Origin of the sequence: Streptomyces gamaensis (assembly GCF_042656465.1) — a bacterium.
Taxonomy (GTDB): domain Bacteria; phylum Actinomycetota; class Actinomycetes; order Streptomycetales; family Streptomycetaceae; genus Streptomyces; species Streptomyces gamaensis.
On sequence record NZ_JBHSPB010000003.1, the window covers coordinates 136,082 to 161,368 of the forward strand.

The 25,287-nt window shown below is 72.3% G+C and carries 24 protein-coding genes; 12 read left to right on the forward strand and 12 right to left on the reverse strand.

The annotated features are described in order from the left end of the window. Window positions 1-32: 32 nt before the first annotated feature. Both ACFP1Z_RS05535 and ACFP1Z_RS05540 read right to left on the reverse strand, forming a co-directional pair. On the reverse strand, window positions 33-1,718 hold the full coding sequence (locus ACFP1Z_RS05535) for an FAD-binding oxidoreductase (protein ID WP_390314747.1): 1,686 nt from the start codon (window positions 1,716-1,718) through the stop codon (window positions 33-35). Beyond that, entirely contained in the window at window positions 1,715-2,218 is a 504-nt protein-coding gene (locus ACFP1Z_RS05540) for an AtaL-like protein (RefSeq protein ID WP_390314748.1), read from the reverse strand. The genes ACFP1Z_RS05535 and ACFP1Z_RS05540 overlap by 4 nt, the downstream gene beginning before the upstream one ends. Window positions 2,219-2,647: 429 nt before the next feature. On the opposite strand from ACFP1Z_RS05540, the gene ACFP1Z_RS05545 reads away from it, so the two are divergent. Both ACFP1Z_RS05545 and ACFP1Z_RS05550 read left to right on the forward strand, forming a co-directional pair. Beyond that, complete coding sequence (locus ACFP1Z_RS05545; protein WP_390314749.1) at window positions 2,648-3,340, forward strand: SDR family NAD(P)-dependent oxidoreductase; 693 nt, start codon at window positions 2,648-2,650, stop codon at window positions 3,338-3,340. Between the two features lie 182 nt (window positions 3,341-3,522). Further along, window positions 3,523-4,701 carry a 3-hydroxybenzoate 6-monooxygenase gene (locus tag ACFP1Z_RS05550; RefSeq protein WP_390314750.1) on the forward strand — a complete coding sequence of 393 codons (1,179 nt, stop codon included), beginning with the start codon at window positions 3,523-3,525 and terminating at the stop codon, window positions 4,699-4,701. A gap of 71 nt (window positions 4,702-4,772) precedes the next feature. Here the strand turns inward: ACFP1Z_RS05550 and ACFP1Z_RS05555 are convergent, their stop codons facing one another. The 3 genes from ACFP1Z_RS05555 to ACFP1Z_RS05565 all read right to left on the reverse strand — a co-directional run bounded on the left by ACFP1Z_RS05555 (window position 4,773) and on the right by ACFP1Z_RS05565 (window position 6,234). Continuing rightward, complete coding sequence (locus ACFP1Z_RS05555; RefSeq protein WP_390314751.1) at window positions 4,773-5,216, reverse strand: rodlin; 444 nt, start codon at window positions 5,214-5,216, stop codon at window positions 4,773-4,775. Between the two features lie 185 nt (window positions 5,217-5,401). Continuing rightward, window positions 5,402-5,803, reverse strand: a complete 402-nt coding sequence (locus ACFP1Z_RS05560) for a rodlin (RefSeq protein ID WP_390314752.1) — start codon at window positions 5,801-5,803, stop codon at window positions 5,402-5,404. 176 nt (window positions 5,804-5,979) lie between these two features. Further along, the gene (locus ACFP1Z_RS05565) at window positions 5,980-6,234 is read right to left on the reverse strand and encodes a hypothetical protein (protein WP_390314753.1); all 255 of its coding nucleotides are present in this window, start codon (window positions 6,232-6,234) and stop codon (window positions 5,980-5,982) included. A gap of 507 nt (window positions 6,235-6,741) precedes the next feature. On the opposite strand from ACFP1Z_RS05565, the gene ACFP1Z_RS05570 reads away from it, so the two are divergent. Then, window positions 6,742-7,329, forward strand: a complete 588-nt coding sequence (locus tag ACFP1Z_RS05570; protein ID WP_390314754.1) for a TetR/AcrR family transcriptional regulator — start codon at window positions 6,742-6,744, stop codon at window positions 7,327-7,329. A 3-nt stretch (window positions 7,330-7,332) separates the two neighbouring features. Here the strand turns inward: ACFP1Z_RS05570 and ACFP1Z_RS05575 are convergent, their stop codons facing one another. Continuing rightward, the gene (locus ACFP1Z_RS05575) at window positions 7,333-8,067 is read right to left on the reverse strand and encodes a ScbR family autoregulator-binding transcription factor (RefSeq protein ID WP_390314755.1); all 735 of its coding nucleotides are present in this window, start codon (window positions 8,065-8,067) and stop codon (window positions 7,333-7,335) included. 328 nt (window positions 8,068-8,395) lie between these two features. Here ACFP1Z_RS05575 and ACFP1Z_RS05580 point away from each other — a divergent pair, with 328 nt between their 5' ends. Beyond that, window positions 8,396-9,460: an alpha/beta hydrolase gene (locus tag ACFP1Z_RS05580; protein ID WP_390314756.1), complete on the forward strand. Its 1,065-nt coding sequence runs from the start codon at window positions 8,396-8,398 to the stop codon at window positions 9,458-9,460. A 45-nt stretch (window positions 9,461-9,505) separates the two neighbouring features. On the opposite strand, the gene ACFP1Z_RS05585 is transcribed toward ACFP1Z_RS05580, so the two are convergent. After that, window positions 9,506-10,684 (reverse strand): alpha/beta hydrolase, encoded by a 1,179-nt coding sequence (locus tag ACFP1Z_RS05585; protein WP_390314757.1) that lies wholly within the window; start codon window positions 10,682-10,684, stop codon window positions 9,506-9,508. A gap of 214 nt (window positions 10,685-10,898) precedes the next feature. Here ACFP1Z_RS05585 and ACFP1Z_RS05590 point away from each other — a divergent pair, with 214 nt between their 5' ends. Both ACFP1Z_RS05590 and ACFP1Z_RS05595 read left to right on the forward strand, forming a co-directional pair. Then, window positions 10,899-11,513 carry a GNAT family N-acetyltransferase gene (locus ACFP1Z_RS05590; RefSeq protein WP_390314758.1) on the forward strand — a complete coding sequence of 205 codons (615 nt, stop codon included), beginning with the start codon at window positions 10,899-10,901 and terminating at the stop codon, window positions 11,511-11,513. 278 nt (window positions 11,514-11,791) lie between these two features. Continuing rightward, window positions 11,792-13,933 carry a vWA domain-containing protein gene (locus ACFP1Z_RS05595; RefSeq protein ID WP_390314759.1) on the forward strand — a complete coding sequence of 714 codons (2,142 nt, stop codon included), beginning with the start codon at window positions 11,792-11,794 and terminating at the stop codon, window positions 13,931-13,933. A 16-nt stretch (window positions 13,934-13,949) separates the two neighbouring features. Here ACFP1Z_RS05595 and ACFP1Z_RS05600 read toward each other — a convergent pair whose 3' ends face one another. Beyond that, on the reverse strand, window positions 13,950-15,122 hold the full coding sequence (locus tag ACFP1Z_RS05600; RefSeq protein ID WP_390314760.1) for a sensor histidine kinase: 1,173 nt from the start codon (window positions 15,120-15,122) through the stop codon (window positions 13,950-13,952). 53 nt (window positions 15,123-15,175) lie between these two features. Next, complete coding sequence (locus ACFP1Z_RS05605) at window positions 15,176-15,829, reverse strand: response regulator transcription factor (protein ID WP_390314761.1); 654 nt, start codon at window positions 15,827-15,829, stop codon at window positions 15,176-15,178. A gap of 212 nt (window positions 15,830-16,041) precedes the next feature. Between ACFP1Z_RS05605 and ACFP1Z_RS05610 the strand changes: the two genes are divergently transcribed. Then, a complete protein-coding gene (locus ACFP1Z_RS05610; RefSeq protein WP_390314762.1) occupies window positions 16,042-16,242 on the forward strand; it encodes a hypothetical protein in 201 nt (66 codons plus the stop codon). Window positions 16,243-16,262: 20 nt separating this feature from the next. On the opposite strand, the gene ACFP1Z_RS05615 is transcribed toward ACFP1Z_RS05610, so the two are convergent. Further along, complete coding sequence (locus ACFP1Z_RS05615) at window positions 16,263-16,508, reverse strand: hypothetical protein (protein WP_390314763.1); 246 nt, start codon at window positions 16,506-16,508, stop codon at window positions 16,263-16,265. Between the two features lie 270 nt (window positions 16,509-16,778). Here ACFP1Z_RS05615 and ACFP1Z_RS05620 point away from each other — a divergent pair, with 270 nt between their 5' ends. The 4 genes from ACFP1Z_RS05620 (at window position 16,779) to ACFP1Z_RS05635 (ending at window position 19,793) form a co-directional block, all read left to right on the forward strand. Beyond that, entirely contained in the window at window positions 16,779-17,018 is a 240-nt protein-coding gene (locus ACFP1Z_RS05620) for a hypothetical protein (RefSeq protein ID WP_390314764.1), read from the forward strand. After that, window positions 17,019-17,267 carry a DUF7848 domain-containing protein gene (locus ACFP1Z_RS05625; protein WP_390314765.1) on the forward strand — a complete coding sequence of 83 codons (249 nt, stop codon included), beginning with the start codon at window positions 17,019-17,021 and terminating at the stop codon, window positions 17,265-17,267. Between the two features lie 265 nt (window positions 17,268-17,532). After that, window positions 17,533-19,248 carry a methionine--tRNA ligase gene (metG, locus tag ACFP1Z_RS05630; protein WP_390314766.1) on the forward strand — a complete coding sequence of 572 codons (1,716 nt, stop codon included), beginning with the start codon at window positions 17,533-17,535 and terminating at the stop codon, window positions 19,246-19,248. 89 nt (window positions 19,249-19,337) lie between these two features. Further along, window positions 19,338-19,793, forward strand: coding sequence for a DNA-binding response regulator (locus ACFP1Z_RS05635; protein WP_390314767.1), 456 nt, complete (start codon window positions 19,338-19,340; stop codon window positions 19,791-19,793). Between the two features lie 439 nt (window positions 19,794-20,232). Here the strand turns inward: ACFP1Z_RS05635 and aspS are convergent, their stop codons facing one another. Beyond that, window positions 20,233-21,996: an aspartate--tRNA ligase gene (gene aspS, locus ACFP1Z_RS05640; protein ID WP_390314768.1), complete on the reverse strand. Its 1,764-nt coding sequence runs from the start codon at window positions 21,994-21,996 to the stop codon at window positions 20,233-20,235. A 129-nt stretch (window positions 21,997-22,125) separates the two neighbouring features. Here aspS and ACFP1Z_RS05645 point away from each other — a divergent pair, with 129 nt between their 5' ends. Then, window positions 22,126-24,249 (forward strand): ATP-binding SpoIIE family protein phosphatase, encoded by a 2,124-nt coding sequence (locus ACFP1Z_RS05645; protein ID WP_390314769.1) that lies wholly within the window; start codon window positions 22,126-22,128, stop codon window positions 24,247-24,249. Window positions 24,250-24,280: 31 nt separating this feature from the next. Here the strand turns inward: ACFP1Z_RS05645 and ACFP1Z_RS05650 are convergent, their stop codons facing one another. Then, complete coding sequence (locus tag ACFP1Z_RS05650) at window positions 24,281-25,234, reverse strand: pirin family protein (protein ID WP_390314770.1); 954 nt, start codon at window positions 25,232-25,234, stop codon at window positions 24,281-24,283. Window positions 25,235-25,287: the final 53 nt, after the last annotated feature.

Below are 25,287 nucleotides of genomic sequence, written 5' to 3' on the forward strand. Positions count from 1 at the left end.
TCTCACTTTCCGGTACGTAACTCCTGTGCCGTTCACGGACGGTGATCCGGAAGCCGGATCGACTGGGCGTGGTGGAAGACGTCGTTGGGGTCCCATTGCGCCTTGGCGCCCTGGAGTCTGCGGTAGTTGCCGCGGAAGTACAGTTCGTGCCAGGGCACTCCGGAGGCGTTCCACCGCGCGCTGCCGAGGTCGGCGTCGGCGTAATTGACGAAACAGCCGTCGGTGACCTCTCCCGGTGCGGGCACTCCGCCGCTCGCCGCGTACACGTCCTGGTAGAACTCGCGGATCCACGCCAGATGGCGGGCGTCGGCGGCGGCGTCGTGCCAGAAACTCACGTAGTGCAGTTTGAGGACGGAGTCGCGCTGCGGTACGGCGGTGTCCGCCGGGCGCACCGTGTTGATCCGCCCTCCGTAGGTGCTGATCATCACGAGGGACATCGGCCCCTCGAAGTCGTCGCGCGTCAAATGGCGGTGGAACGCGCGCAATTGGCTCTCGGGGAATCCCTTGCGCATGTAGGCCGACTTGGCCTTGAAACGGGTCGTGGTGTCGGGCGCGGTGAACCCGGGCCAGGAGGTGGTGGCGTGCAGCCAGGGGATCTCGCGCCGGTCGTCGACGCGGCAGGGGACGCCGACGCCGTCGGTGACGTCCGCGAGGAACGCGTCGAGGAGGGCTGCGGCGTCGGGCAGCCCCGCGTCGATCTGGGTGCTCATCGAGAACGAACCCGCCGACCAGTGCGTGGGTTTGAGCTGGCTGAACAGGCTCGCGTACGGCGAGTCCGCCGCGCTGTTGCGCTCGCACCAGCGCCCGTAGTTGCGCAGCAGGGCGCAGAAGGAGCGTTCGGTCATGTGCTCCCACGGCCAGGTGACCGTGCACACCAGGAGGTTCGACGGCGGGCGGGGCAGCAGCCGCTCGGGGTCGGCGCCCCGCGCTCCGGGGCTGCGCAGCAGATAGCGGGTGACGACGCCGAGGCTGCCGCCGCCCGCCCCGGTGTGCGCCCACAGCAACTCCCGCTCGGGCCCGCTGTCGTCGCGGGTCGCGCGGACCAGGCGCGCGGTGCCGGAGGCGTCCACGACGACGGCCTCGACGCCGTACAGATGGTCCACGGTCAGTCCGTGCAGCCGCGACAGTGCCCCGTAGCCGCCGCCGACGATGTGCCCGCCGGCGCCGACGGTGGGGCAGGTGCCGCCGGGCAGGGTCACGCCCCAGCCGAGGTACAGGGCGCGGTAGACGTCACCGAGGCGGGCTCCGGGTTCGACGAAGAAGGCGCGGTGCCGGGGGTCGTAACCCGCCGCGTTCATCCGGGACATGTCGACGACCAGGCGTACGCCGTCGTGGGTGACGAAGTCCTCGTAGCAGTGGCCGCCGCTGCGCACGGCCAGGCCCCGCCCGGCGCTCACGGCCTCCTGCACGGCGGCGCGGGTCTGCTCGGCGGTGGTGACCAGGCGGACGGCGTCGGGGGTGCCGGTGAAGCGCCGGTTGGTGCCCACGACGGCGTCGGGGTAGCGGGGGTCGCCGGGCCGGACGGTCACCGGCGGGTCGGAGACGCTCAGGACGTCCCCCGCGGGCACGGTCCGCGGGCTCCCGGCCGGCCCGGTGCCGGGGAGCGCGCCGAGCCCGCCGAGCAGGGCCACCGTGCCGCCCGCGGCCGCGCCGCCGGCGAGGAAGCGCCGGCGGGAGTACGGGCCGAACGGGCGCCCCCGCCGCAGGCCGTCGCTCACCGCACGCCTCCGGGCCCGCCCGCGGCCGCCTCCTCCGCGACGGCGGCGGCCTGGCGGCGCAGCACGTCGGTCATGGCCTCCAGGGTCGCGGCGAAGTCGGTGTCGAGCTCGTGGAGATAGGCGTTCTGCCGCAGGACGCACGCCGCGGGCTCCTCGGTCAGCGTGATGCTCAGGGTGAGCGTCAGCCGCCCGTGCTCGTCCTCGCCGATCTGGTTGGTGATCTGCGCGAGGTCGGTGTTGTCGCGGTGCCGGAAGGTGATGCGGCCGGCCCGCTCGTCGGGGACGACGCGCTGCACGATCGTGCGCGGTCCCCGCCGGGCCTCGCGCAGGAATCCGTCCGGATAGCGCTCAAGGACCCGGCACTCGGTGATGGCCGGGACGTAGTCCACCGGGTGCTCCGCCTTGTGCAGCAGGACCCGCCACAGCTGTTCGCGTGTCGTCGCGGGCGCGCCCTCCTCGGCGGTGGCGTCGACCCGACGGGTCCAGGACAGCGTAATCATCGTTCTCCCGCACGTCGTGGAGTCCCGGTCCCCGGGAACTCGCCCGATTCAGAAGGGATTCGAGGATTTACGACGGAAGCATCGCGTCCGGCGAAATCCACCATCCTTACCGGATCCACAGGTTCCTCGCGACCCTCACCAGTCACCGAATGTCCCGCAACTGAGCCGGTGCACAGAAGTGTTCGCCCGCGCGCCCCGGGCCGTCCATCGCACGCCGGGCAGTTCGTCAGCTGGCCACGACCCTGTCACCTGCCGCCCGGTATCTGACGGAGTTGGCCCGCCGCCGCGCCGAACCCGCCTGTGGTGTGCGGAAGATGGTCGCGTCGGGTGTGCTCGGCGGACCGCCATGGCCTTCCCCGGGATCGCTGAGAGCCTCACGGACCGGCTCGACGACAGGGCTCGAACAGGACCAGAAACAGGAGAGGCACGATGTCCAAACGATTCGTTGGAAAGGTCGTCCTGGTCACGGGGGGTGGCGAGGGCATCGGCCGGGCCGCCGCCCTCGCGTTCGCCCGGGAGGGGGCCGAGGTCGTGGTCGCCGGGCGGCACCCCGAGATGCTGCACGAGACCGTCGAGGAGATCACCGCCCTGGGCGGAAGGGCCAGTTGCGGTATCGCCGATGTCTCCGACCACGAGAAGGAGGACGCCCGCGCGATCGTGGCGGCCTGCGTCGAGCGGCACGGCCGGCTCGACGTCGCCTTCAACAACGTCACCGAGCTCGGCCCGGACGAGCCGGTCGCGGAGATCTCCGAGAGCACCTGGGGCGAGACGCTCGCGGCGAACCTGACCGGGGTGTGGCTGTCGATGAAGCACGAGATCGCGCACATGGAGAGCAACGGCGGCGGCGTGATCGTGAACACCGCGAGCAACATCGGCGCCCAGGGCATGCTGCCCGGCCGCGGCGCGTACGCGGCCTCCAAGGCGGCCGTCTCCACGCTGACCCAGACCGCGGCCCGCGAGTACATCGACAAGGGCGTGCGCATCAACGCGATCAGCCCGTGCCCGCTGGGGCGCGGCGCGAAGGTCGAGGAGATCGCCGAGACCGTGCTGTGGCTCGCCTCCGAGGAGGCGTCCTACGTGGTCGGCCACGACCTCGTCCTCGACCGCAAGACCGCGCTCTGACCCCGTCCGTCCGTCGCACCCGCCGGACGGCAGCCCGCCCCGTACGGACATGGCCCGCCCCCCGGCCGTGTCCGTTCCCGCCGGAGGCCCCGCCCGGCTGAAGAGCAGCACCCGCGTTCCGCACCCGCCTCCGCCCCGGGCAGCACGTTCCCTGACCCTCGAAGAGGTAAGCGAGAGACGACATGGCGAACATCATCATCGCCGGCGCCGGCATCGGCGGACTGGCGGCCGCGATCTCCGTCGCCCGGCAGGGCCACTCGGCGACCGTCCTGGAGCGCAGCGACGTCTTCGGCGAGGTCGGCGCGGGTATCCAGCTCGGCCCCAACGCCTTTCACGCTCTCGACCGGCTCGGGGTCGGTGACGCCGTCCGCGAACGGGCCGTGCTGATCGACGAGTTACGGTTCATGGACGGCGTCAGCGGCCGGAAGATCGCCGTGATGCCGCTCACCGGCGCCTACCGGACCCGCTTCGGCAACCCGTACGCGGTCGTCCACCGCGGCGAGCTCTACCACGCGCTGCTCGACGCCTGCCGCGCCCACCCGCGCGTGACCCTGCTCGGCGGCAACTACGTCGTGCGCTACGCGCAGGACGCCACCGGCGTGACCGCGGTGACCTGCACCGGGCGCGAGTTCCACGGGCACGCGCTGATCGGCGCGGACGGCATCCGCTCCCAGGTGCGCTGCCAGCTCGTGGGCGACGGCAGCCCCCGGGTCTCGGGACACACCATCTACCGCTCGGTGGTCCCGATGCGTCTGGTGCCCGAGGAACTGCGCTGGAACGCCGTCACCCTGTGGGCCGGGCCCAAGTGGCACTTCGTGCACTACCCGATCTCCGGCGGCCGGTGTCTGAACCTGGCCGCGACCCGGGACGACGCCGCGACCGAGGCGGTCGCCGGGGTGCTGGTGGACACCGACGACGTCGTCTCGGAGTTCCCCGACGTCGGCGACGCCGCCCGCCGGCTGCTCGGGCTCGGCCAGGACTGGCGGGCCTGGGTGCTGTGCGACCGCGACCCGGTGGCCGGCTGGACCGACGGCCGGGTGGCGCTGCTGGGCGACGCCGCCCACCCGATGCTCCAGTACGCGGCGCAGGGCGCCTGCATGGCGCTGGAGGACGCTGTGCTGCTCGGCGAGGTCCTCGACGGAGCGGACGGCGGCGACCCGGGCTTCGGGGACCGGCTGGAGAAGTACAACGCCGGGCGCCGCGACCGCACGTCCCGCACCCAGCTCGTGGCCCGCGCGATGGGCAAACACCTCTACCACCCGGCCGGCGAGGCCGCCCGCGCCCGCAACGAGCTGCTGTCCTCGCTGTCCGCCGAGGACCTCTACGACAAGGTCGACTGGCTGCACGCCGGTGTCCGCTGACACCGCCACCGGCACCACGGAGCCGCCCCCGGAAAAGCGCTTTCCGGGGGCGGCTCCGTGACGGTCCGGTGTCAGTGGCCGTCGTGGTGATGGTGCTCGCCGTGCTCGTGGCCCAGGCCCAGCTCCCGGTTGAGGGAACCGTTGTCCGACAGGATCGGGATGTTGTCGAGAATGTGCGACAGCGGGTCGTCCCCGTCGTTGATCACCGAGTTCTCCGTGCAGTTCTGCTGCTGCTGCGAGGAGAGGATCGGGATGTCCTGGAGACCGATATTGAGCAGACCGATGAGCGACTGTGCACCGAGCTTGCCGACCGCGATACAGGGCTTGTTCAGCGAACCGTTGATCAGGCCCATCTGCGGGCTCATGTAACCACCGGTCCAGGTATTGCCGTACATCTGCGACGCGCCGTTGGCGTTGTAGACGTCGATGTCGTTGCCGACCGCCATCGCCGGGGCGGCACTCACGCCGGCCACCGAAACCGCGAGCGTCGTCGTGGCCACCACTTTCTTGATCACGCTGATTCCTCGTTCCTCGCCGATTCACGGGGCTCCCTGCCTAACCCGAAACAAACGTGAAGGTTATGAGGCATCACCCCATCGGCCCACGCGCGCGGCGGGCCCGGGCCCGGACACGGGAAAGCCCCCCGCGGCGGGGCCCGCACACCCGCCGCAGGGGGACTTTCCGTGGAGCAGCCGTCGGCTCAGCCGAGACCGGCGTTGCCGGAGCCGTTGCCCGACAGGATCGGGATCTCGTCGAGGATGTGCGACAGCGGGTCGTCCCCGTCCGCGATCGTCGAGTTGTCGGTGCACTGCTGCTGCTGCTGAGACGTGAGGATCGGCACGTCCTGGACGCCGATGTTGATGAGCGCGATGAGGGACTGCAGACCGATCTTGCCAATGGCGATACAGGGCTTGTTCAACGTGCCCTGGATCAGGCTCATCTGAGGGCTTTCCTTGCCGCCGGTCTTGGTGTTGCCATAACCGGTCTTGGCCCCGTTCGCGTTGGCGACCTCGTAGTCGTCGCCGGCTGCCAGTGCCGGGGCGGCGCTCACTCCGGCCACCGAGGCCGCGAGTGCCGTCGTCGCGATTACCTTCTTGAGCACGTCTATGCCTTTCGATCGTGTAGCGCCCCCACTGGGAAAGCGTTCTGCCTAACTCCCGCCCTACAGCGAGGTTCCGGGCTTTCACTCATTCGAGCCAGCGGCTCACTACACGTACGACCTGGCGTTTTTAATACCTTCGCATACCGCGCTCCGTCGGGCGCCCCGCGCCCTTTTCTTTACCGGCCGAGTCGCCGGTAGGCCATGATGCTGGTCAGTGTCACATATCGGTAGGCGCCGCTGTAGACGGTCTCCAGAACGCCCCGCTCGATCAGATGGGAAATGGTCCACGGGGTCAGGCCGAGCAGCCCGGCGGCCGTCCGCACGGGCAGGCTCATGCCCTCGAAGACCGCCGGCATGGGGCGCACGGCGGGCGGGGACGGGTGGACGGCCTCGGGGACGGGCTCCCGCAGGGCCGCGGTCGTGGCGATCATCGCGTGTCCGCCTTCAGCATCGAAACCCCCCTACGAAACGCACTTCTTGCCCCGAAACACTCGGTACCGGTCAGCATGCTGCAAACTAATTCAGCCACTTGCCGGGCGTCAAGTATGTTTTTGGGCACGAGGGACGTGAGGACCGCCACGGTGTGCATCGGCGGGGGAACGCCGAGAGAACGCCGAGAGAACGCGGAGGGAGCACCAACGGGACCATTTGCCCCGGCCTGTTGGGGTTTCTCCGGCGACAATGTCCCTGTCGCGTGCCGACGGTGTCGCGAGAGACGCACGGTGCGGCACAGCCCCCGAAAAGCAGCCGGTCACTGCGGGACGATCTCCACCCCACGGGCGTGCGCGACGGCGGCCACCGGGCCGCCCGGACGCCTGCCCGCCCACCCCCGCCCCGAGCGGGCGGGCGGGCCGGGCCCGGGGCGGTAAGCTGCTCAACTAGCCGGGCGTCAAGCAGGTTCGGTGGGGCGGAGAACAACGACGACGGCAGGAGATCCCATGGGCGCCACGCCTCGGACCCGCAGGAGCGACACCCGGGAACGCATCCAGAAGACGGCCCTGAAGCTCTTCGTCAAGCAGGGGTACGAGAAGACCTCGCTCCGGGAGATCGCCGAGGAACTCGGCGTCACCAAGGCGGCGTTGTACTACCACTTCAAGACCAAGGAGGACATGCTCACCGCGATCTCCGAGGATCTCGGACGGCCCGTCGACGAACTCATCGCCTGGGCCGAGCAGCAGCCCCCCGGACCGGACACCCGCCGCGCGCTGCTCTCCCGCTACAGCATCGCCCTGAAGGCGGCCATGCCCGTCTACCACATCCTGCAGGAGAACCAGGCGACCCTGCGGGAGCTGACCATCGGCCGGACCCTCCAGGACCGCATGGCCGACATCTCCCGACTGATGCACGCGGGCCCCGGCGTCGACCACGAGACGCACATGCGCATCGCCGGCGCGCTGATGACCGTCCACTACGGGGCGTTCACCCTCGGCGACCTGCCGGGCCCGGGCTCGGACGAGAAGAAGCGCAAGTCGCTGCTGCGGGTAGCCCTTTCGACCCTGGAGCCGGACGCCCCGGCGGCGGACTGACCCTCACCCCGCCCCCACCGGGGCCGGGGTGCGCACGGGCCCGGCCGCCCCGCCGAGGAGACAGGAGGCGCCCGTCCCGGCCGTCCCCGCCAGGAAGCGGTCCAGCTCCGCGAGGGCGCGCGCACCGCGCCCCGGGGCCATGTCGAGGCGGACCAGGACGGCCGGCATGGCCACGCTGGGCATCAGATGCTCGTAGAGCACGCTCGCCCGGTGTTCGAGGTCGGCACGCGAACAGACCGTCTGCGACAGCGCGTTGATCCCCCCGTACGCGCCCACGATCAGCTCCGCGACCTCCTCCGGGACCACGTGCGGCAGCGCCTCGCCACGCACCTTGGCCTCGGTGAGGATGCGCACATGCAGCTCCGTGCAGCCCGCGAAGAGGTCGCAGCGGTGCGCCGTGGTGGCACTCTGCTCCATGCACAGCCGCGCGCTGCCGCGCAGCAGCGGGTCCACCCGCAGCCGGTGGCAGAAGATCATCCCGAGGTCGACCAGCTGCTGCATCCGGGAGGACCAGGCGAGGTCGGGGTACGGCGGCAGCATCGCCGCCTGCGCGTCGACCACCGCGTGCGCGAGCTCCTCCTTGGAGGCGAAGTGGAAGTACAGGGCGCCCTTGGTCACTTCGGCGCGGGCGAGTATCTCGCTGATGGTCGCCGCGTCATAACCCCGTTCGTCGAACACCGCCGCGGCCGCTTCCAGGATGGTCTGCCGAGTCCTGATCGCACGGTCCTGCTTTGCCACGGTACTCCTCCGAATCGATGGGTAGCCTCGGAACGCGACCCGGCGGGGTGGGGGGCGGTGGCGCCGCGGGGTGTTCGGGGGCGCTCGGCCGTGGCCCGGCCGCTGCCGCGAGTGTCGAGCGTATGCAGCACACCCGCGTCAAGGGAGGAGAGCGAACCAGCCATGTACGGTTCGCTCACTCGAAGGGATTAACTGGGTCAATTCACACGCGAGTTGCCGTTTGCCTCGTATACCTCAATTACCTCGATGACTGTGCTGGATGACTGTGATGATGGGCCGTGCGCCGCCCGCGGCGGCGGCCCCGCCGAGTCGAGGGAGCCCGCGAGGGATGAGTCTCACCGGAACCGCGTTCTTCGCTCTGCTCATCGCGGTCACCGTGCTGGCCGTGCTGGCCACCCTGGTGCTCTGGGGCCGCGTCCCCGGCCCGCGGCCACTGCGCTGGCTGGTGCGTGTGCTGCTGATCGGGCTGTGCCAGGCGACCGCGATCTGCGTGGTCGCCGCCTGGATCAACACCAGTTACGGGCTCTACGCCTCCTGGGACGACCTGCTGGGCCGCACCGGTGACAACGGACCGGTGGCGATGCCCGGACCGCCCCCGCAGCGCGCCAAGTTCCTGCGCGGGGACGCGGGGATGCGCCAGACGTACATGCGCGGGCCGCACTCCTCCCTGTCGGGGCAGGTGATGGTCTGGACGCCGCCGCAGTACGACGACCCGCGCTACCGGCACACCGCGTTCCCCGTCGTCGTCCTGCTGCACGGGGTGCCCGGCTCCCCCCAGTCGTGGATGGAACAGGGCCACATGCCCGGGGACTTCGAGCGGCTGGTGCGCACCGGGCAGAGCCGGCCGTTCATCCTGGCCGTGCCCATCATCAACCCCGGCGGCGTGGACACCGACTGCTCCGACACCCCCCGGCACAAGGTCGCCACCTGGCTGGCCGAGGACGTGCCCGAGCTGGTCCACCACCACTTCCGCACCGGGTCCGGGCCGCGCTGGTGGGGGCTGCTGGGCATCTCGACGGGCGGCTACTGCGCGGCCAAACTGCCGCTGCAGTACCCGAAGGTCTTCGGCGCGGGCGCGGCCCTGGACCCCGATCCGCTCACCGGCGACAAGGGCGTGCTCACCGACCCGCAGGAGCGCGAGCGCAACAGCCCGATGTGGCTGGTGCGGCACACCGGCGCGGACGTGGCGCTGTTCCTGGCGACCTCGCGGCAGGACCGGGCCAGCCCGCCGTCCTACATCGAGGAGTTCCAGCGCGAGGCGGCGGGCAGCAAGGTGCGGCTGAGGACGATGCTGGCCCCGGCCGGGGGCCACAACTACAACACGTGGATCTCCATGTACCCGGCGGCCTTCGGCTGGCTCGGCGAGGAACTCGACCAGGGGCCGGCCCGCTGACGGCCGGCCCGCGGACAGCCCGGCCGGATCGGAGCCAACCGAAACTCAGCCCTGCACGTCCTGAGGGAAGATCAGTTGCTTGCTCATCCACTCCATGGCCGGACCGATCTCCCGCCGCCAGGTCGTGAAGTGGTGGCTGCCCTCGGGCAGGATGATCGACGCGGCGGTCATCGGCTCCTTGACGGCCCCCAGGAACCTCCGGGTCTCGCCGTACTGCTTCTCGCCCTTGGCGCTGCTCGTGACGAGCACATTGATCCGCGGCACCGGCAGGTGCTCCAGCCGCCAGATCAGATCGTGCTCGCGCTCCCGCTGCTTGGCCTCGTCGCCGGTGCCGAAGAGATTGCCGGTGGTCAGGTCGTTGCCCACCTTGTAGTCGCCGGAGAGGGCCGCCGCGTTCGGGTAGACATCGGGGCGGCGCATCGACAGCTGCAGCGCGCAGCTCCCGCCCGAGGAGTAGCCCATCGCGCCCCACGCGCTCGCGTCGTGGCCCACCCGGTAGGTGCTGCGCAGCGCGTCCGGCAGATCGGTGGTGAAGAAGGTCTCCGCCTGCGGGCCGCCGGGGACGTCCACGCACTCGGTGTCGCGGGGCGGCGCGATCGTGGGCCGGACCATCACGATCACCGTGGGCTGCATCTTGTTCTCGCCCAGCAGCCTCACGGCGGTCTGCGGGACCTGGAGATGCTGGGCCAGATTCATGATCCCGCCCGGGTAGCCGCTGATGACGACCATGACGGGGAAGCGGTGGCGCTCGTACTGCTTCTGGAAGTACTGCGGCGGGAGATAGACGAAGGCCGGATTGACGGCGTTGGACTTGCGGCCGATGATCCGCACCGACTCGACCTTGCCGGTCTGCTCCTCGGGACCCCTGGGTATGCCGCCGACCTTGTCCAGCCCCTGCGGGCCGGCGGGCTGCACCGGGCCGCCCTTCGCGGCGTCGACCGCGGCGTACGCGCCGCCGTCCCCCATCTGCGTGACGTTGACCGGGGACTTGTCGTACTTGCCCAGCAACTGGTTCCAGGTGCCGAAGAACTGGAAGGAGGAGTTCACGGCCAGGGCCAGCGCGGCCATGATCGTCAGCTGGGTGACCAGGATCGTCCCGAGCCGCCCGAGCACGGGCAGCGCGCCCCGGCCGGCCAGCCGCGGCCACAGCCACAGGGTGAGCCCCACGCACACCACGGCGACGAAGATCACCGTGAACAAGAGCGACCTGCTGGTCAGGCCCATGTGACTCTCAACTCCCTGCCCCCGCGGTGGGTACTCGTGTTCGCCAGGCAATACTCACCGATGAAGAGGCCGGAATGCTCGGAGAGGGTTGCCCCCGCCCCATTTGTTGCCCTGCTCTTGCCCTGGCCGCAGCCTGCCCGCCGCCCGCGGTTCGCGCCCGCGAAACCGGGCGCCGCCGGGGGTGGGCCCGGGCCCCGGTGGGCAGGAAGGGCGCATGGCAGACGTCTTCTTGCGCAGGTTGAGCCGGTGGCAGGCCGAGCAGCACCGCGAGCAGCTCGCGGATCTGCACGTGGCGGCGTACGCGACGGACTCGCCCTGTCTGTCGGGGCGGACGGCGCACGCGGGCGGGCGGCAGCCGGCCGCGGCGGCCCCGGCCGAGGAGCCCTTCCACGGCCGCGCCGCCTTCCTGCGGCGGCTCGCCGGGCACTCCGTACGGCCCGGCTTCGACCTGGTGGTCGCGGACGGCGGGGGCGTGGTCGGCTGCGCCTACGGCTTCCCGCTGGAACGGCAGAGCGGGCGCTGGCGCGGCTTCGTCGGACCCGTGCCCGAGCACCTGGCCGAACTCACCCTCGCGGGCCGGGTGTTCGCGGTCGCCGAACTCATGGTGCTGCCGAGGCTGCGCCGCCGGGGCATCGGCAGGCGCCTGCACGACCAGCTGCTCGCGGGCAGCGACGCGGCCCTCGCGGCCCTCGTGCTCGACCCGGACCACGCCGGGGGCGCCCCCGCGCACGCCGCGTGCCGCGCGTGGGGCTGGAGCCCGGCGGGCCGCTTCCGGCCGGCGGAGCGGGGTCCGGAACTGGAGGTGTACACACGGCCGCTGCGCCGCTGAGGCGTGTCGTCCCGTGCCGTGCCGTGCCGCTGCCGCGGGGCTGCCGTGCCGCTGCCGCGGGCTGCTGACAGCGGGTGAATCGGCTGGGCCGGGTGGGTGCAACTGGGTGTCGCGCCGTCCCCCGTGAGGGGGGCGGGGACGGCTCGCGAGGTTCTGGCCCGCTGCGGAGGGGTGCGAGGGCTAGCCTGTGCCTCGCCGTCTCGTGGGGACTTATCCCCGCACTACGGAGCAGTACGGACATATCTCTAGCCCCGCGATACGTGAAGGACCTCTCCACCATGGGCATTCGGAGTCTGCTGCGCAGCGCGTTCGGCCGGTCGAGGACCGGGGGCGCCTCCGGCGCCGTCGACGGTACGGGGGAGCCCCGTACGGATTCCGTCGGCGCGCCCTCGGTGCCGGCCCCCTCGACGGAACCGGTCCCCAAGTGGCGGGCGGTCCTCTCCCCCGGTTCGGCCCGAGTACGGTCGGGGGCCGCCCCGGACGACGGGTGGCGGCCCCCGCTCCCGCCGGAGCCCACGGCCCGGCTGGTGCCCCAGGCCGGGCCCGACGGGCTCCGCCAACGCCCTTCCGGTGAGAGCGAGTCGCCCCCCGAACCCCACATCGGCCACCAGGCGGACCCGGACCGTACGGCCGCCGAACTCCAGGCCCGCTGGAGAGCGGAGACCGGGGTCCCGGCCCCACCACCCCCGGAGGAGGGCACCCCCATCGGCCGCGCGTTGCCGGGGACCGGCGTACGGGACGAACCCGGGGACACGCCGGGTACCGGCGGCCGGCCGGGCACCCTGCCGAAGCCCGGCACCCCGGGCAGGGCGGTCGGCCAACCGGCCCGTACCGCACGGGAATCGGTGACCGGCGGACCCGGCACGCTGCCGGAGAACGCGACGGGAGACACCGGGACGCTGCCGCAGGCCGGGACGCCCGGCGCCCCGGACGCTCCGGACAGCCGACCCGCCGACACCGGCCCGGAACCGGCGCACCCGGAAACGCTTCCCGGCAGGCCCGGCGCCCAGCCGCGCACCGCGGCAGGGAAGACACTCCGCGCCGACCGCACAGCCGAAACACCCGACACCGCACCGGAATCGGCGACCGCAGCACACCCCGGCAGCCCCGCCGCCCCGTCGCGCACCGAGACAGGGGACGCGCCTCGCGCCGGACGGTCGGCGGACGCCCCGCTCACGGACCGCCGGTCCGGCGGGGCCGGCGCCCAGCCGCGCACCGCGACAGGGGACATCCCGCCGTCCGGCGGATCCGGCGGGCTGCCGCGGGTCGGGCGGCAGGGCGAAGTGGCCGGCAGGCCGGACGCGGGGCAGCGGGCCGGAGGGGGCGGTGTGGAACGGGTCGGGCGGCCTCGGGAGGCCGTCGAGCCGGCGGCGGCGCCGCGTGACGAGCGGATTCCCGATCCCGGGCCGCTCGGCCCGACCGTGCCGCCGCCCGGGCCGACCCCGGGGCCGCGCCCCGGGCCCGGGCCGATGCCGCCGGAGCCCGGTCCGGAGCCGGAGCCGGAGCCCACGCCCGTCCCCACGCCGCAGCCCGTTCCCGAGCCGGACCCCTCGCCCGCGCCGAGTCCCGAGCCGATGCCGGAGCCCGAGCCGACGCCCCGGCCCGTACCCAAGCCGGAGCCCGCGCCCGGTCCCGGCCCCGTGCCGGAGCCCACCCCGGCCATGCCGCCGGACGAGGACGACGAGGAGGAGGCCGAGGGTTCCGCCGGCGTCGGGGCCGGTACCGTGCGTACCCACGCGCCCGCGCTCGTCGCGCCGTACGAGGCCGCCGGCGCCGCCCTCGACCGGCTCGGGCTGACCGGGCAGCGCGCCGCCGTCTATCTCGTGCTCGACCGCTCGGGTTCGATGCGCGACGCGTACAAGAACGGCACGGTGCAGCACTTCGCCGAGCAGGCCCTGGCGCTGGCCGCGCACCTGGACGACGACGGCACGCTGCCTGTCGTCTTCTTCTCCACGGAGGTCGACGGCGTCGCCGAGATCTCGCTCGCCCGCCACGAGGGGAGGATCGCCGAACTCCACGCGTCCATGGGGCACATGGGGCGGACGAGCTACCACCTGGCGATGCGGGCCGTCATCGAGCACTACGAGCAGTCGGGAGCGCGGCATCCCGCGTTCGTGGTCTTCCAGACGGACGGCGCCCCGCAGAGCAGGGCCGCCGCCGAGCGCGTGCTGTGCGAGGCGGCGGGGCTGCCGCTGTTCTGGCAGTTCGTGGGCTTCGGCGACCCGGACGGCACCGGTTTCGCCTTCCTGCGGAACCTGGACAGGCTGCCCGTACCGGGGCGGCGCGCGGTGGACAACGCGGGCTTCTTCCCCGCGGGCCGCGACCCGCGCGCGCTCTCCCACCCGCGCCTGTACGCGGAGTTGCTGGCGGAGTTCCCGGAGTGGCTGAGGGAGGCGCGGGCGGCGGGCATCGTCCGCTGACCGTGCCCGCCCGCGGTCAGCCCCCGTCCGCCGGCAGCTCGACGGTCACGCACAGGCCGCCTCCCGCGAGGGGGGCGGCCTTCGCCGTGCCGCCGTGCGCGCGGGCGATCGAGCGGACGATGGACAGGCCGAGCCCGGCGCCCTCCCCGGTGCCGCCGCTGAGCCGTTCGCGGCCCTCGCCGCGCCGGAAGGGCTCGAAGAGGGCCTCGACGGCGTCGGCCCCGACGTCCGGCCCGGTGTTGCAGACGGTCAGCCGGCCGGGTGCGACCCGGATGTCGACGCTGCCGCCGCGATGGTTGTAACCGACCGCGTTGCGCAGGAGGTTGCCGGTGAGCTGGGCGAGCAGGACGTGGTTGCCGCGCAGCGGGGCCGGCTCGGAGCGCAGGGTGACGCGTACGCCCTCGCGCCGCGCGCGCCCCGCGACGGAGGCGACCTCCTCGGCGGCGACCTCGGCGAGGTCGACCCGGTCGTGCCGTTCCAGCCCGCGCTCGCTGCGGGCGAGGACGAGCAGGCCGTCGATGAGCTTCTCCGAGCGCCGGTTGGTCTCCAGCAGCAGTGTCTTGGTGCGGGCCAGGTCCTCCGGGGACGGCGCGGGGTCGGCGAGACCGATCTGGATGGCGGCGCGCTGGGTGGCGAGGGGGGTGCGCAGTTCGTGGGAGGCGTTGGAGACGAAGCGGCGCTGGCTGTCGAAGGCGCGCTCCAGGCGTTCCAGGAGGGCGTCGACGGTGTCGGCGAGCTCCTTGAACTCGTCGGCGGGGCCGCGCGCGCCGATGCGTTCGTGCAGATTGCGGGAGGAGATCCGGCGGGCGGTGGCGGTCATGGCGTGGACGGGCCGCAGGACGCGTCCGGCGATCCACCAGCCGACGCCGACGGCGAGCAGCGCGATGACCATCAGGGCGACCCCGGACCAGAAGACCAGCTGCTGCGAGGCAGCGGCGCTGACGTCCCCGGAGACGCGGTAGACGGTGGAGGCGCTGACGCCCTCGCCCTGGTGCATGCTGGGGGCCAGCGGCATGAACGCCGGGTCCTCGGCCGCGGCCGGCACGACGGTGCGCGCGATGGTCGCCGCCTGCTCCTCGGTCCCGGCGCGGGAGAGCAGATTGACCACGAGCAGCAGCACGGAGCCGAGCACGCTGAAGACCGCGCCGTAGGCGGCGGCGATCCGGGTCCGGGCGGTGAGCGCGGGCACCGGGAGGCGGGGCAGCCGCAGTGGCGACCGTGTTCTGGGGGGCCTGGGTCCCTTCACAGCGTGTACCCGACGCCCTGCACCGTGCGGATCAGCGGCGGATCGCCGAGCTTGCCGCGCAGTTTGCTCAGCGCGACGCGGACGGCTCCCGTGAAGGGGTCGGCGTGGGCGTCCCAGGCGCGTTCGAGGAGTTCCTCGGCGGAGACGACCGCGCCGTCCGCCTCCATGAGGATCTGCAGGACCGCGAACTCCTTGGGCGACAGGTCGAGTTCACACCCGTCGCGGGTGGCGGTGCGGCGCACGGTGTCCAGGCGCAGCCCGTCCTTCTCCAGCAGCGGCGAGGTGGGCCGGGCGCTGCGCCGGCGCAGCGCGCGCACCCGCGAGACCAGTTCGGGGAACTCGAACGGCTTGGGCAGGTAGTCGTCGGCGCCGAGGTCGAGGCCGGCGACCCGGTCCTCCATGGAGCCGGCGGCGGTGAGCATGAGGATGCGGGTGCGGGAGGCGCTCGCGACGAGGTGGCGGGCGACGTCGTCGCCGTGCACGCGCGGCAGGTCGCGGTCGAGGACGACCACGTCGTAGTCGTGCAGGCCCAGGTAGGCGAGGGCGGCGTCGCCGCTGTAGACGGTGTCCACGGCGAAGCCGGCCCGGCGCAGGCCGGTGGCTATCAGCTCGGCCAGTTGCTCCTCGTCCTCCGCTACCAGTACGCGCATGATGCCGCTCATCTCCTTTTCCGCACTCCTTTCCAGGATGCGGTGTACAGGAGGAAATGTTTCGCAAACCTCTCCGCGTCACGAACACGGGCGCGCGCGGCGCATGCCCCGGCGGCCGCCCCCACGCGCCCCGTCAGGCGCGGTTCCGGTCAACAGGCAGGGAAAACTACGGTTGGTAGCGGTTCACTCACACTGTGGCGCGGGGAGTTCTCATGTCTTTTTCCGGCACCGACGCGGCGACGTTCAAGGGAGCGCTGGCCGCGGCCTCGCAGCAGCCCGTCTGGCACTCGGCGACGTTCGCGACGCTCGACGACGCGGTCAACTTCGTGAACACCCCGCCGGCCCAGGGCGCGGGCGAGGTGGGCTTCTCCGACCGGCCGGACGGACAGGTGGACCTGATCTTCTTCCTGTGAGCCGCCGAGGGCCTTGAGGGCTATTCCGAGGGGGAGGGGGCCCGGGTGGCGGGGTCCGGGGTAACCCCGCCACCCGGCAGCCGTCCTCCTCGTACGCCGCCCGGCGCCCCGGCCTGCGGCGCCGCGCACGGTCCGGTGCCGCCGGGGCGGCAGCGGGCGGCGGGTACGGCCGGGCCGGGTGCGGGTGCCGCGTCCGCGGGGGCCATCAGCGACGCGGACAGCAGGAATGTCGCCAGCGCGGCGCTCGCTCGGATCTCCGGACGCATGACCTGCGGCCCCTCCCCTCGTGGACCTCGCGCTCGACCCCGCGAAGTCGCCCCACTTCGAGGGTAGTTGTCGGGGTTTTTCCGTAACCATCCGCTGAGCGGGTGAGGGGCGTCTTGACGTGCCGGACCGGTCCGCGCCACGACGGACCGGTCCGCGCCGTGCCGGGGCGGCGGCGGGGGCGGGGGCGGCGGCCGGGCCGTCGACGGGTTCGGCCGGGACCTGCCGCCCGATCACCGATCAGGTCCGCCGGATGCGGGCATCTATAAGGCGTGAGCACAGAAAATCGCCCGCCCCTTTCTCCCACCGCCCCCATCCGCTACGCCGTCGACACCCGCACCAACCGTCTCGGCCAGGTCATGGACCGGCACGCGGGCAGGGTGCAACTGCGGCCGCCGCAGGGCGGGGTGGAGTGGGACTGTCCGCCCGAATGTGCCCGCCCCGCCTCGGAGGAGGAGACCCTGCGTGCCCGTGTCGCCCGGCTCAACGCCGAGAGCCGCTGGGGGCATTGAATGGCCCGCACCGTGTTCCTGTTCGGCCGCTGGACGCTGCAGCCCGACCGGGAACCCGACGCCGAGCCGATCACGTACGTCATGGAGTGCGTGGTCTGCGGGGAGCACTCCGCCGTCGAGGAGGACTTCGGCGAGGCCCAGCGATGGACCTTCCGTCACGCCGGACGCCATCCCTCGCACCACACCTACCGGGAGGTGATCACCAGGCCGTGGCGGGCCTGGATGGCCGGGCCGCCGCCCGTACGGTGAGGGCCGGCGCGGCCGCGCTCCCGTAGCGGAGCCGGCTCCGGGTCCGTACCGCCCGTACGGCCCGTACGGCTTACCCCGACGGCCGCCGGGGACGCCGGGCCGCCGTCCCTGCCCTCGGCGCGCCCTGCGCCCGGAACCGGGCCCTCCGCCGACGGCCGTAAAGCACACAGGCGCGCCCCCGCGCTCGGATACGCTAAAGGTGCTCATAAACCAAACCAATCGGTCATCAGTCAGAGCACCGATCAGCGACCAGGGAGCAGCCGGCATGGCTCGACACCTCATCACCAGCGCCCTTCCGTACATCAACGGGATCAAGCACCTGGGCAACATGGTGGGGTCCATGCTCCCGGCGGACGTCTACGCCCGCTACCTGCGCCAGACCGGCCGCGAGACCCTGTACATCTGCGCCACCGACGAGCACGGCACGCCCGCCGAGCTCGCCGCGAAGGAAGCCGGGCTGCCCGTGGACACCTTCTGCGCCCAGCAGCACGACGCGCAGAGGGCCATCTACGACGGTTTCAGCCTCTCCTTCGACTACTTCGGGCGCAGCTCCTCCCCGGAGAACCGGGAGATCACCCAGCACTTCGCGCGGCAGCTGCACAAGAACGGCTTCATCGAGGAGCGCTCGATCCGCCAGGTGTACTCGCTGACCGACGGCCGCTTCCTGCCCGACCGCTACATCGTGGGCACCTGCCCGCACTGCGGCTACGACAAGGCGCGCGGCGACCAGTGCGAGAACTGCACCCGCGTCCTGGACCCGACGGACCTGATCGACGCCCGCTCCGCGATCAGCGGCTCCAGCGACCTGGAGGTCCGCGAGACCAAGCACCTGTTCCTGCTGCAGTCGAAGCTGCAGGGCGAGGTCGAGGCGTGGATCGACGAGCACGGCAAGGACTGGCCCGTACTGGCCTCCTCCATCGCCCGCAAGTGGCTCACCGAGGGCCTCAACGACCGCGCCATCACCCGTGACCTCGACTGGGGCGTGCCCGTCCCGGCCGACACCTGGCCGGAACTGGCCGCCGAGGGCAAGGTCTTCTACGTGTGGTTCGACGCGCCGATCGAGTACATCGGGGCGACGAAGGAGTGGGCCGGCCAGCAGCCGGAGCAGCGCGACTGGAAGTCCTGGTGGTACGAGGCCACCGACGTCCGCTACACCGAGTTCATGGCCAAGGACAACGTCCCGTTCCACACGGTGATGTTCCCGGCCACCCAGCTCGGCACCCGCGAGCCCTGGAAGAAGGTCGACTACGTCAAGGCCTTCAACTGGCTGACGTACTACGGCGGGAAGTTCTCCACCTCGCAGAAGCGCGGCGTCTTCACCGACGCTGCCCTGGAGCTGCTGCCCGCCGACTACTGGCGTTACTTCCTGATGGCCAACGCGCCGGAGTCGGACGACACCTCCTTCACCTGGGAGCTGTTCTCCACGACGGTCAACAAGGACCTCGCCGACGTCCTCGGCAACTTCGTCAACCGTGTCCTGTCCTTCTCCCGCAAGCGCTTCGGCGACGCGGTGCCGGCGGGTGCCGAGGCCGGTGAGGCGGAGGCCGGGCTCGGCCGCGAGATCGCGCACCTGCTCACCGAGTACGAGAACCACATGGAGGCCCTGCAGTTCCGCAAGGCCGCGCAGGCCCTGCGCGCCCTGTGGAGCGCCGGCAACTCCTACCTGGAGACCAAGGCCCCCTGGCTGGAGATCAAGACCGACCCGGACGCGGCCGCGCTCACGCTGCGCACGGCGATGAACCTGATCCGGCTGTACGCGATCGTCTCCGAGCCGTTCATCCCGGCGACCGCCGCCGCCATGCGCTCCGCCTTCGCGCTCACGGGCGACGACGCGACCTGGGTGACCGCCGACGAGGCCGCCTCCCTGGACGCCCTCCCGGCCGGTACGGCCTTCACCGTGCCGCCCGTGCTCTTCGCGAAGATCACCGAGGAGGACCTGGCCGCCTACCGCGAGCGCTTCGGGGCGGGCGAGGAGGCGTAGGGCCCGCTCCCCGCTGCCCACGGCCGTTTCGCCGTCGTTGATCGTTCGGCAATCGATCGTTGAGTCCCGGCCCTCATGCTCGTAGCGAGTTGATCGAGCAGGGGGACGGGAACGTGGTGGGCGACAAGCGGATCGCCGTGGGAGTACGGGCCGTTGACGAGCTGGACCGGGCGCGGTTCGCACGGCAGTTGCGGGCGCTGCGCGAGGTGCGCGTGGTACGGCCGGGAGAGCGCGCGGACGTGGAGTTCGCCCTCGACGCGGACGGGACGTGGCTGCGCCGGCTGACCCGGGAGACCGGGGTGCCGGTGGTGCTGGTCGCCTCCGGGCTCGGGGAGACGGAGCTGATGGCGATCACCGAGTCCGGGGTGCGGTCGGTACTGTGGCGGGCCCGCGTCACACCGGGACGGCTGTCGCGCGCGGTCCACGAGGCCGTGGGCTGCTGCGCGCCCCCGGCCCTGCCACCGTCAGGCCCGTCCGCGCCGGGGACACCCGCGGGATTCCCGGCGCCGCCGGCGGCCGCGCGGGTCCTGCTGCCACTGCCGTAGCGGCCGGGGCCGCGCCCGAGCCGACGCGGGCCGGTCCGGCGGCACCGTCGGAGCGGGACGCCGCGCCTGCCCCTGCCGGCGGTACGGCACCCCAGCAGCCCGTACGCGCCGCCGCAGCCCACGCCCGCAACGGGCGATGCCGCTACTCCATGAGCCACCGTCCCTGCGGGCACGCGTGCACCTGGCCGCGCCGGGGAGCCGCGCACGGCGGGGCCCTCACGCGGAGGCCCACACTGACCGCGCGGCGCCGACGCCCCACCGCAGCCCGCGCCCGTAACGCAGCGGTGTCGCCACTCCGCGAGGCACCGCTGCTGGCGCCCGTGCGCCTGACCGCGCCAGGGCCCCACGCGGACGGCCCGCACTGGCCGCACGCCGCCACCTCCGCAAACGCCGTACGGGGCGCACCGGTCGGACCGGTGCGCCCCGTACGGGAAACCGCTTACTTCAGCGGCGCCTTGCGGATCGACAGGTGCAGTTCCTTCAGCCGTGCCTCGTCCACCTCGCTGGGGGCGCCCATCAGCAGGTCCTGCGCGTTGCCGTTGAGCGGGAAGGCGATCGTCTCGCGGATGTTCGGCTCGTCGGCCAGGAGCATCACGATGCGGTCGATGCCGGGGGCGATGCCGCCGTGCGGCGGGGCGCCGAACTTGAAGGCGCGGAGCATGCCGCCGAACTCGCGCTCCACGTCCTCGTGGGAGTAGCCCGCGATCTCGAAGGCGCGGTACATGATCTCCGGCTCGTGGTTGCGGATCGCGCCGGAGGACAGCTCCGTGCCGTTGCAGACGATGTCGTACTGCCAGGCGAGGATGTCCAGCGGGTCCATCGTGTTCAGCGCCTCCAGGCCGCCCTGCGGCATGGAGAACGGGTTGTGGGAGAACTCGGTCTGCCCGGTGTCCTCGTTCTTCTCGAACATCGGGAAGTCGACGATCCAGCAGAAGCGGAAGACGTTCTCCTCGAACTGGCCGGCGCGCTTGGCTGCCTCGACGCGGACCGCGCCCATGATCTTGGAGACCTCGTCGAACTCGCCGGCACCGAAGAAGACGGCGTGGCCGGGCGCGAGGCCCAGCCGCTCGGCGAGGGCCTTGACGTTCTCCTCGGTGAGGAACTTCGCGATCGGGCCGGTCAGCGCGTTCTCCTCGCCGACACGGACCCAGGCCAGACCCTTCGCACCCTGCTCGACCGCGAACTCGCCGAGGCCGTCGAAGAACTTGCGGGGCTGGTCCTGCACGGCCGGCACCGCGAGGGCGCGCACGTGCTTGCCGGCGAACGCCTTGAACTCCGAGCCCTCGAAGACGTCGGTGACGTCGACGAGCTCCAGCTTGGCGCGCAGGTCCGGCTTGTCGGAGCCGTACTTGAGCATCGCCTCGCGGTAGGGGATGCGCGGGAACGGCGAGGTGACGTGGCGGCCGCCGCCGAACTCCTCGAAGAGCTCGGTCATGACCTTCTCGATGACCTGGAAGACGTCCTCCTGCTCGACGAAGGACATCTCCATGTCGAGCTGGTAGAACTCGCCCGGCGAGCGGTCGGCGCGGGCGTCCTCGTCGCGGAAGCAGGGCGCGATCTGGAAGTAGCGGTCGAAGCCGGCGATCATCAGCAGTTGCTTGAACTGCTGCGGGGCCTGCGGCAGGGCGTAGAAGCGGCCCGCGTGCAGCCGGGAGGGGACCAGGAAGTCGCGCGCGCCCTCGGGGGAGGTCGCGGAGAGGATCGGGGTCGCCATCTCGTTGAAGCCGAGGGCGGTCATCTTCTCGCGGATGGCGCGGATGACGGCCGAGCGCAGCATGATGTTGCGGTGCATGCGCTCGCGGCGCAGGTCGAGGAAGCGGTACTCCAGGCGGCGCTCCTCGTTGACCCCGTCCTCGGTGTTGATCGTGAAGGGGATCTGCTCGGCGGCGCCGAGCACCTCCACCTCGGACACCTCGACCTCGATGTCGCCGGTGGGCAGCTCGGGGTTGATGTTGTCGGTGCCGCGGGAGACGACCTTGCCGTCGATCCGGACGACGGTCTCCTTGGTCAGGTGCGAGAGCGCCTCGTTGGCCGGGGTACCGGGCCGGGCGACCAGCTGGACCAGACCGTGGTGGTCGCGGAGATCGATGAAGAGGATGCCGCCCAGGTCACGCCGATTGTGCAGCCAGCCACTCAGTCGCACGTCGGTGTCGACGTCAGCCGCACGGAGCTCGCCGCAGGTGTGGGACCGGTACCGATGCATCGTTCATCCAAGTCGTTGGTCGAAGCGGGGACGCTGGCTCAGCATGGCAGCAGCGCGATATGCAAGCGTACCTATTAACGGGACCACCATCGGTGGTGAGCTCAGGACGAAGCCGAATAAAGTGGGGCAATGCGCACCGAGGACGTACTGGCCGCTGTCGCGACCGGGCTGTGGCACTGGGACAACGCCACGCGCATCGTCACCTTCGACGCCGAGGCCGCGCGGCTGCTGGGGCTGCCGCCCACCCGCGCGGAGCTTACCGAATCCGCCGCCCGCGCCCGCTTCCACGCCGTCGACTGGGTCGAGGTGCAGGGGATCATCGCCCTCGCGCAGGCCGAGGGCACCCTGGCGGAGGCGCGGCTGCGGGTCGTCGACGAGCGCGGGCAGGTGCTGCGGACCGTGCGCAGCCGGGCCCGGCCGATCGTGGGCCCCGGCTCCTCCGCGCTGGTCGGCACGGTCCAGGAGGTCCCCGAACCGCAGCCGGGCACGTCCTCGGCCCGCGCCCCCGTCACCGGCGACTGGCGGCGCAACCGCGAGGCGTTCCTCCTCGACGCCGGGCGCGCGCTCGCCGAGGCCCGCTCCACCGCCGAGGTGCTGCGGGTGGCCGCCGGGCTGTCCATGCCCGGCTTCGAACCCTCCGGGCTCGCGGTCTTCGGCCTCGACGGCGCCCGCGTGAAGGTCATCGGCTACCAGGGCTACCGCGGCGAGGACGAGGAGGCGTTCCTGAGCATGCCGCTGGACGCCCACCACCCCGCCGCCGAGGTCATACGCACCGGCCGCGCGGTCTATCTGCCCTCCCCCGAGGACTACCGGCGCCGCTTCCCCGCGCTGTGGCCGATGGTCGAACGCTTCGGCCGGCGCTCCTGGGCCTTCCTGCCGATGATCAACGCGGGGCAGACGATCGGGGCCTGGATGGCCGGCTTCTCCATGCCCGTCTCCTTCACGCCCGACGAGCGCTCCGTCCTGACCACGGTCGCCCGCATGCTCGCCCAGGCCCTGAGCCGGGCCAGCGTCCACGAGTCCGAGCGCGAGCTGACCGTGGGCCTGCAGCGCTCGATGATGCCGACCCTGCAGCCCGACATCCCCGGGATGTCGGTGGCCGCCCGCTATGTGCCCACCGGCGGCGGGCTGGAGGTCGGCGGCGACTGGTACGACATGATTCCCCTGCCCAACGGCCGCATCGCCCTGGTCATCGGGGACGTGCAGGGCCACGACGTACGGGCCGCCGGGCTCATGGGGCAGCTGCGGATCGCGCTGCGCGCGTACGCCTCCGAGGGCCACCACCCCGACGCCGTGCTCTCGCGCGCCTCCCGCTTCCTCGCCGGCATCAACGCCAGCGAGATCGACGGCGCCGACCCCGAACCCCGCTTCGCGACCTGCCTGTACATCGCGGTCGACCCGGCCGGCGGCACCCTCGACATCGCCCGCGCCGGCCATCCGGACCCGGCGATCCGGCTCAGCGACGGCACCATGCTCGTCCGGCACACCGCCGGCGGGCTGCCGCTGGGCATCGACCCCGACACCGACTACCCCACGACCCGGCTCGTCCTCGAACCCGGCGAGACGATGATGCTGTGCACCGACGGGCTCATCGAGACCGGCGGCCACGACCTGGAGACCGGCTGGCAGCGGCTGCGCACCGTCGTCGAGGGCCACCGCCCGGCCGAGGACGGCGGCAGCAACCTCGACGAGCTCGCCGACGCGCTCGTGCAGGCCGTGCACGGCCCGTCCTCCCACTACACGACCGGCCCGCTCGTCGACCGGCGCGAGGACGACATCGCGGTGCTGCTGCTCGCCCGTGACGGCGGCGCGGCCGCCGTCGCCGTGGCGCCCCGGCGCACCGTGATGACCATCGCGCAGGCCGAGCCCGAGCGCATCGCCGAGGCCCGGCAGCAGCTGCGGGTGCTGCTGCACGACTGGCCCGACGAGGACCAGGTCGACTCGGCGGTCCTGATGGTCTCCGAGATGGTCACCAACGTCCTCGTGCACACCGACGGCGACGCGGTGCTGACCGCCCAGGTCTCCGGCCCGCCCGGCGCCCGCTGCGTGCGCGTCGACGTCGCCGACGGCAGCGACGAACTGCCGCACCGCCGCCACCCCGGCGAGATGGCCTCCTCCGGGCGCGGACTGGTGCTCATGGAGCTGCTGGCCGGGGCGTGGGGCGTCGAGCCGCGCGGCGCCGGCAAGAACATCTGGTTCGAGCTGTACGAGACCGCCCCGGAGCCGGCGGACGTCTACGAGGCGGTCACGTAAGGCGGTCACGCAAGGCCCGGGGGGCCGTCGTTCAGGCCGCGTCCGCCGGGACCGTGCCGAGGCGGCCCGCCTTGAAGTCCTCGAAGGCCTGGGCCAGTTCCTCTCGGGTGTTCATCACGAACGGCCCGTAGTGCTGCATCGGCTCCCGGATCGGCAGCCCGCCCAGCAGCACGACCTCGAAGTTCGGGCTGCGGGACTCCTGGGTGGCGTCCGCCCGCAGCGTCAGCGCGTCCCCGTCGCCGAAGACGACCGCCTGACCGGTGCGGAACGGGCGCCCTTCCGCGCCCGCCGCGCCGCGCCCGGCCAGCGCGTACGCCAGGCCGTTGAAGTCCGCCCGCCAGGGCAGCGTCAGCTCCGCCCCGGGGTTGAGCGAGACGTGCAGCATGGTGATCGGGGTGTGGGTGATCCCGGGGCCCTGGTGGCCGTCGATCTCGCCGGCGATCAGCCGCAGCAGCGCGCCGCCGTCCGCCGACGTCAGCAGCTTGACGCGGCCGTGGCCGATGTCCTGGTAGCGCGGGGCCATCATCTTGTCCCGCTGGGGCAGGTTGACCCACAGCTGGAGCCCGTGGAAGAGCCCGCCCGTCATCACCAGCGACTCCGGCGGCGCCTCGATGTGCAGCAGCCCGGAACCGGCGGTCATCCACTGGGTGTCGCCGTCGGAGATGGTGCCGCCCCCGCCGTGCGAGTCCCGGTGGTTCATGGTGCCGTCGATGATGTAGGTGACGGTCTCGAAGCCGCGGTGGGGGTGCCAGGGGGTCCCTTTCGGCTCGCCCGGCGCGTACTCCACCTCACCCATTTGGTCCATCATGATGAACGGGTCGAGGTAGCGGTAGTTGATCCCCGCGAACGCGCGGCGCACCGGGAAGCCCTCACCCTCGAAGCCGGACGGGGCGGTGCCGACGTGCAGCACCGGGCGCTGCCGGCCGGTCGCCGGGGCGGCGACGCGGGGCAGGGTCAGCGGGTTCTCGACGGTCACAGCGGGCATGGCGGCCTCCTCGGTCTACGCCTCCACATTAGTTGAAGGATGAACAACCAACA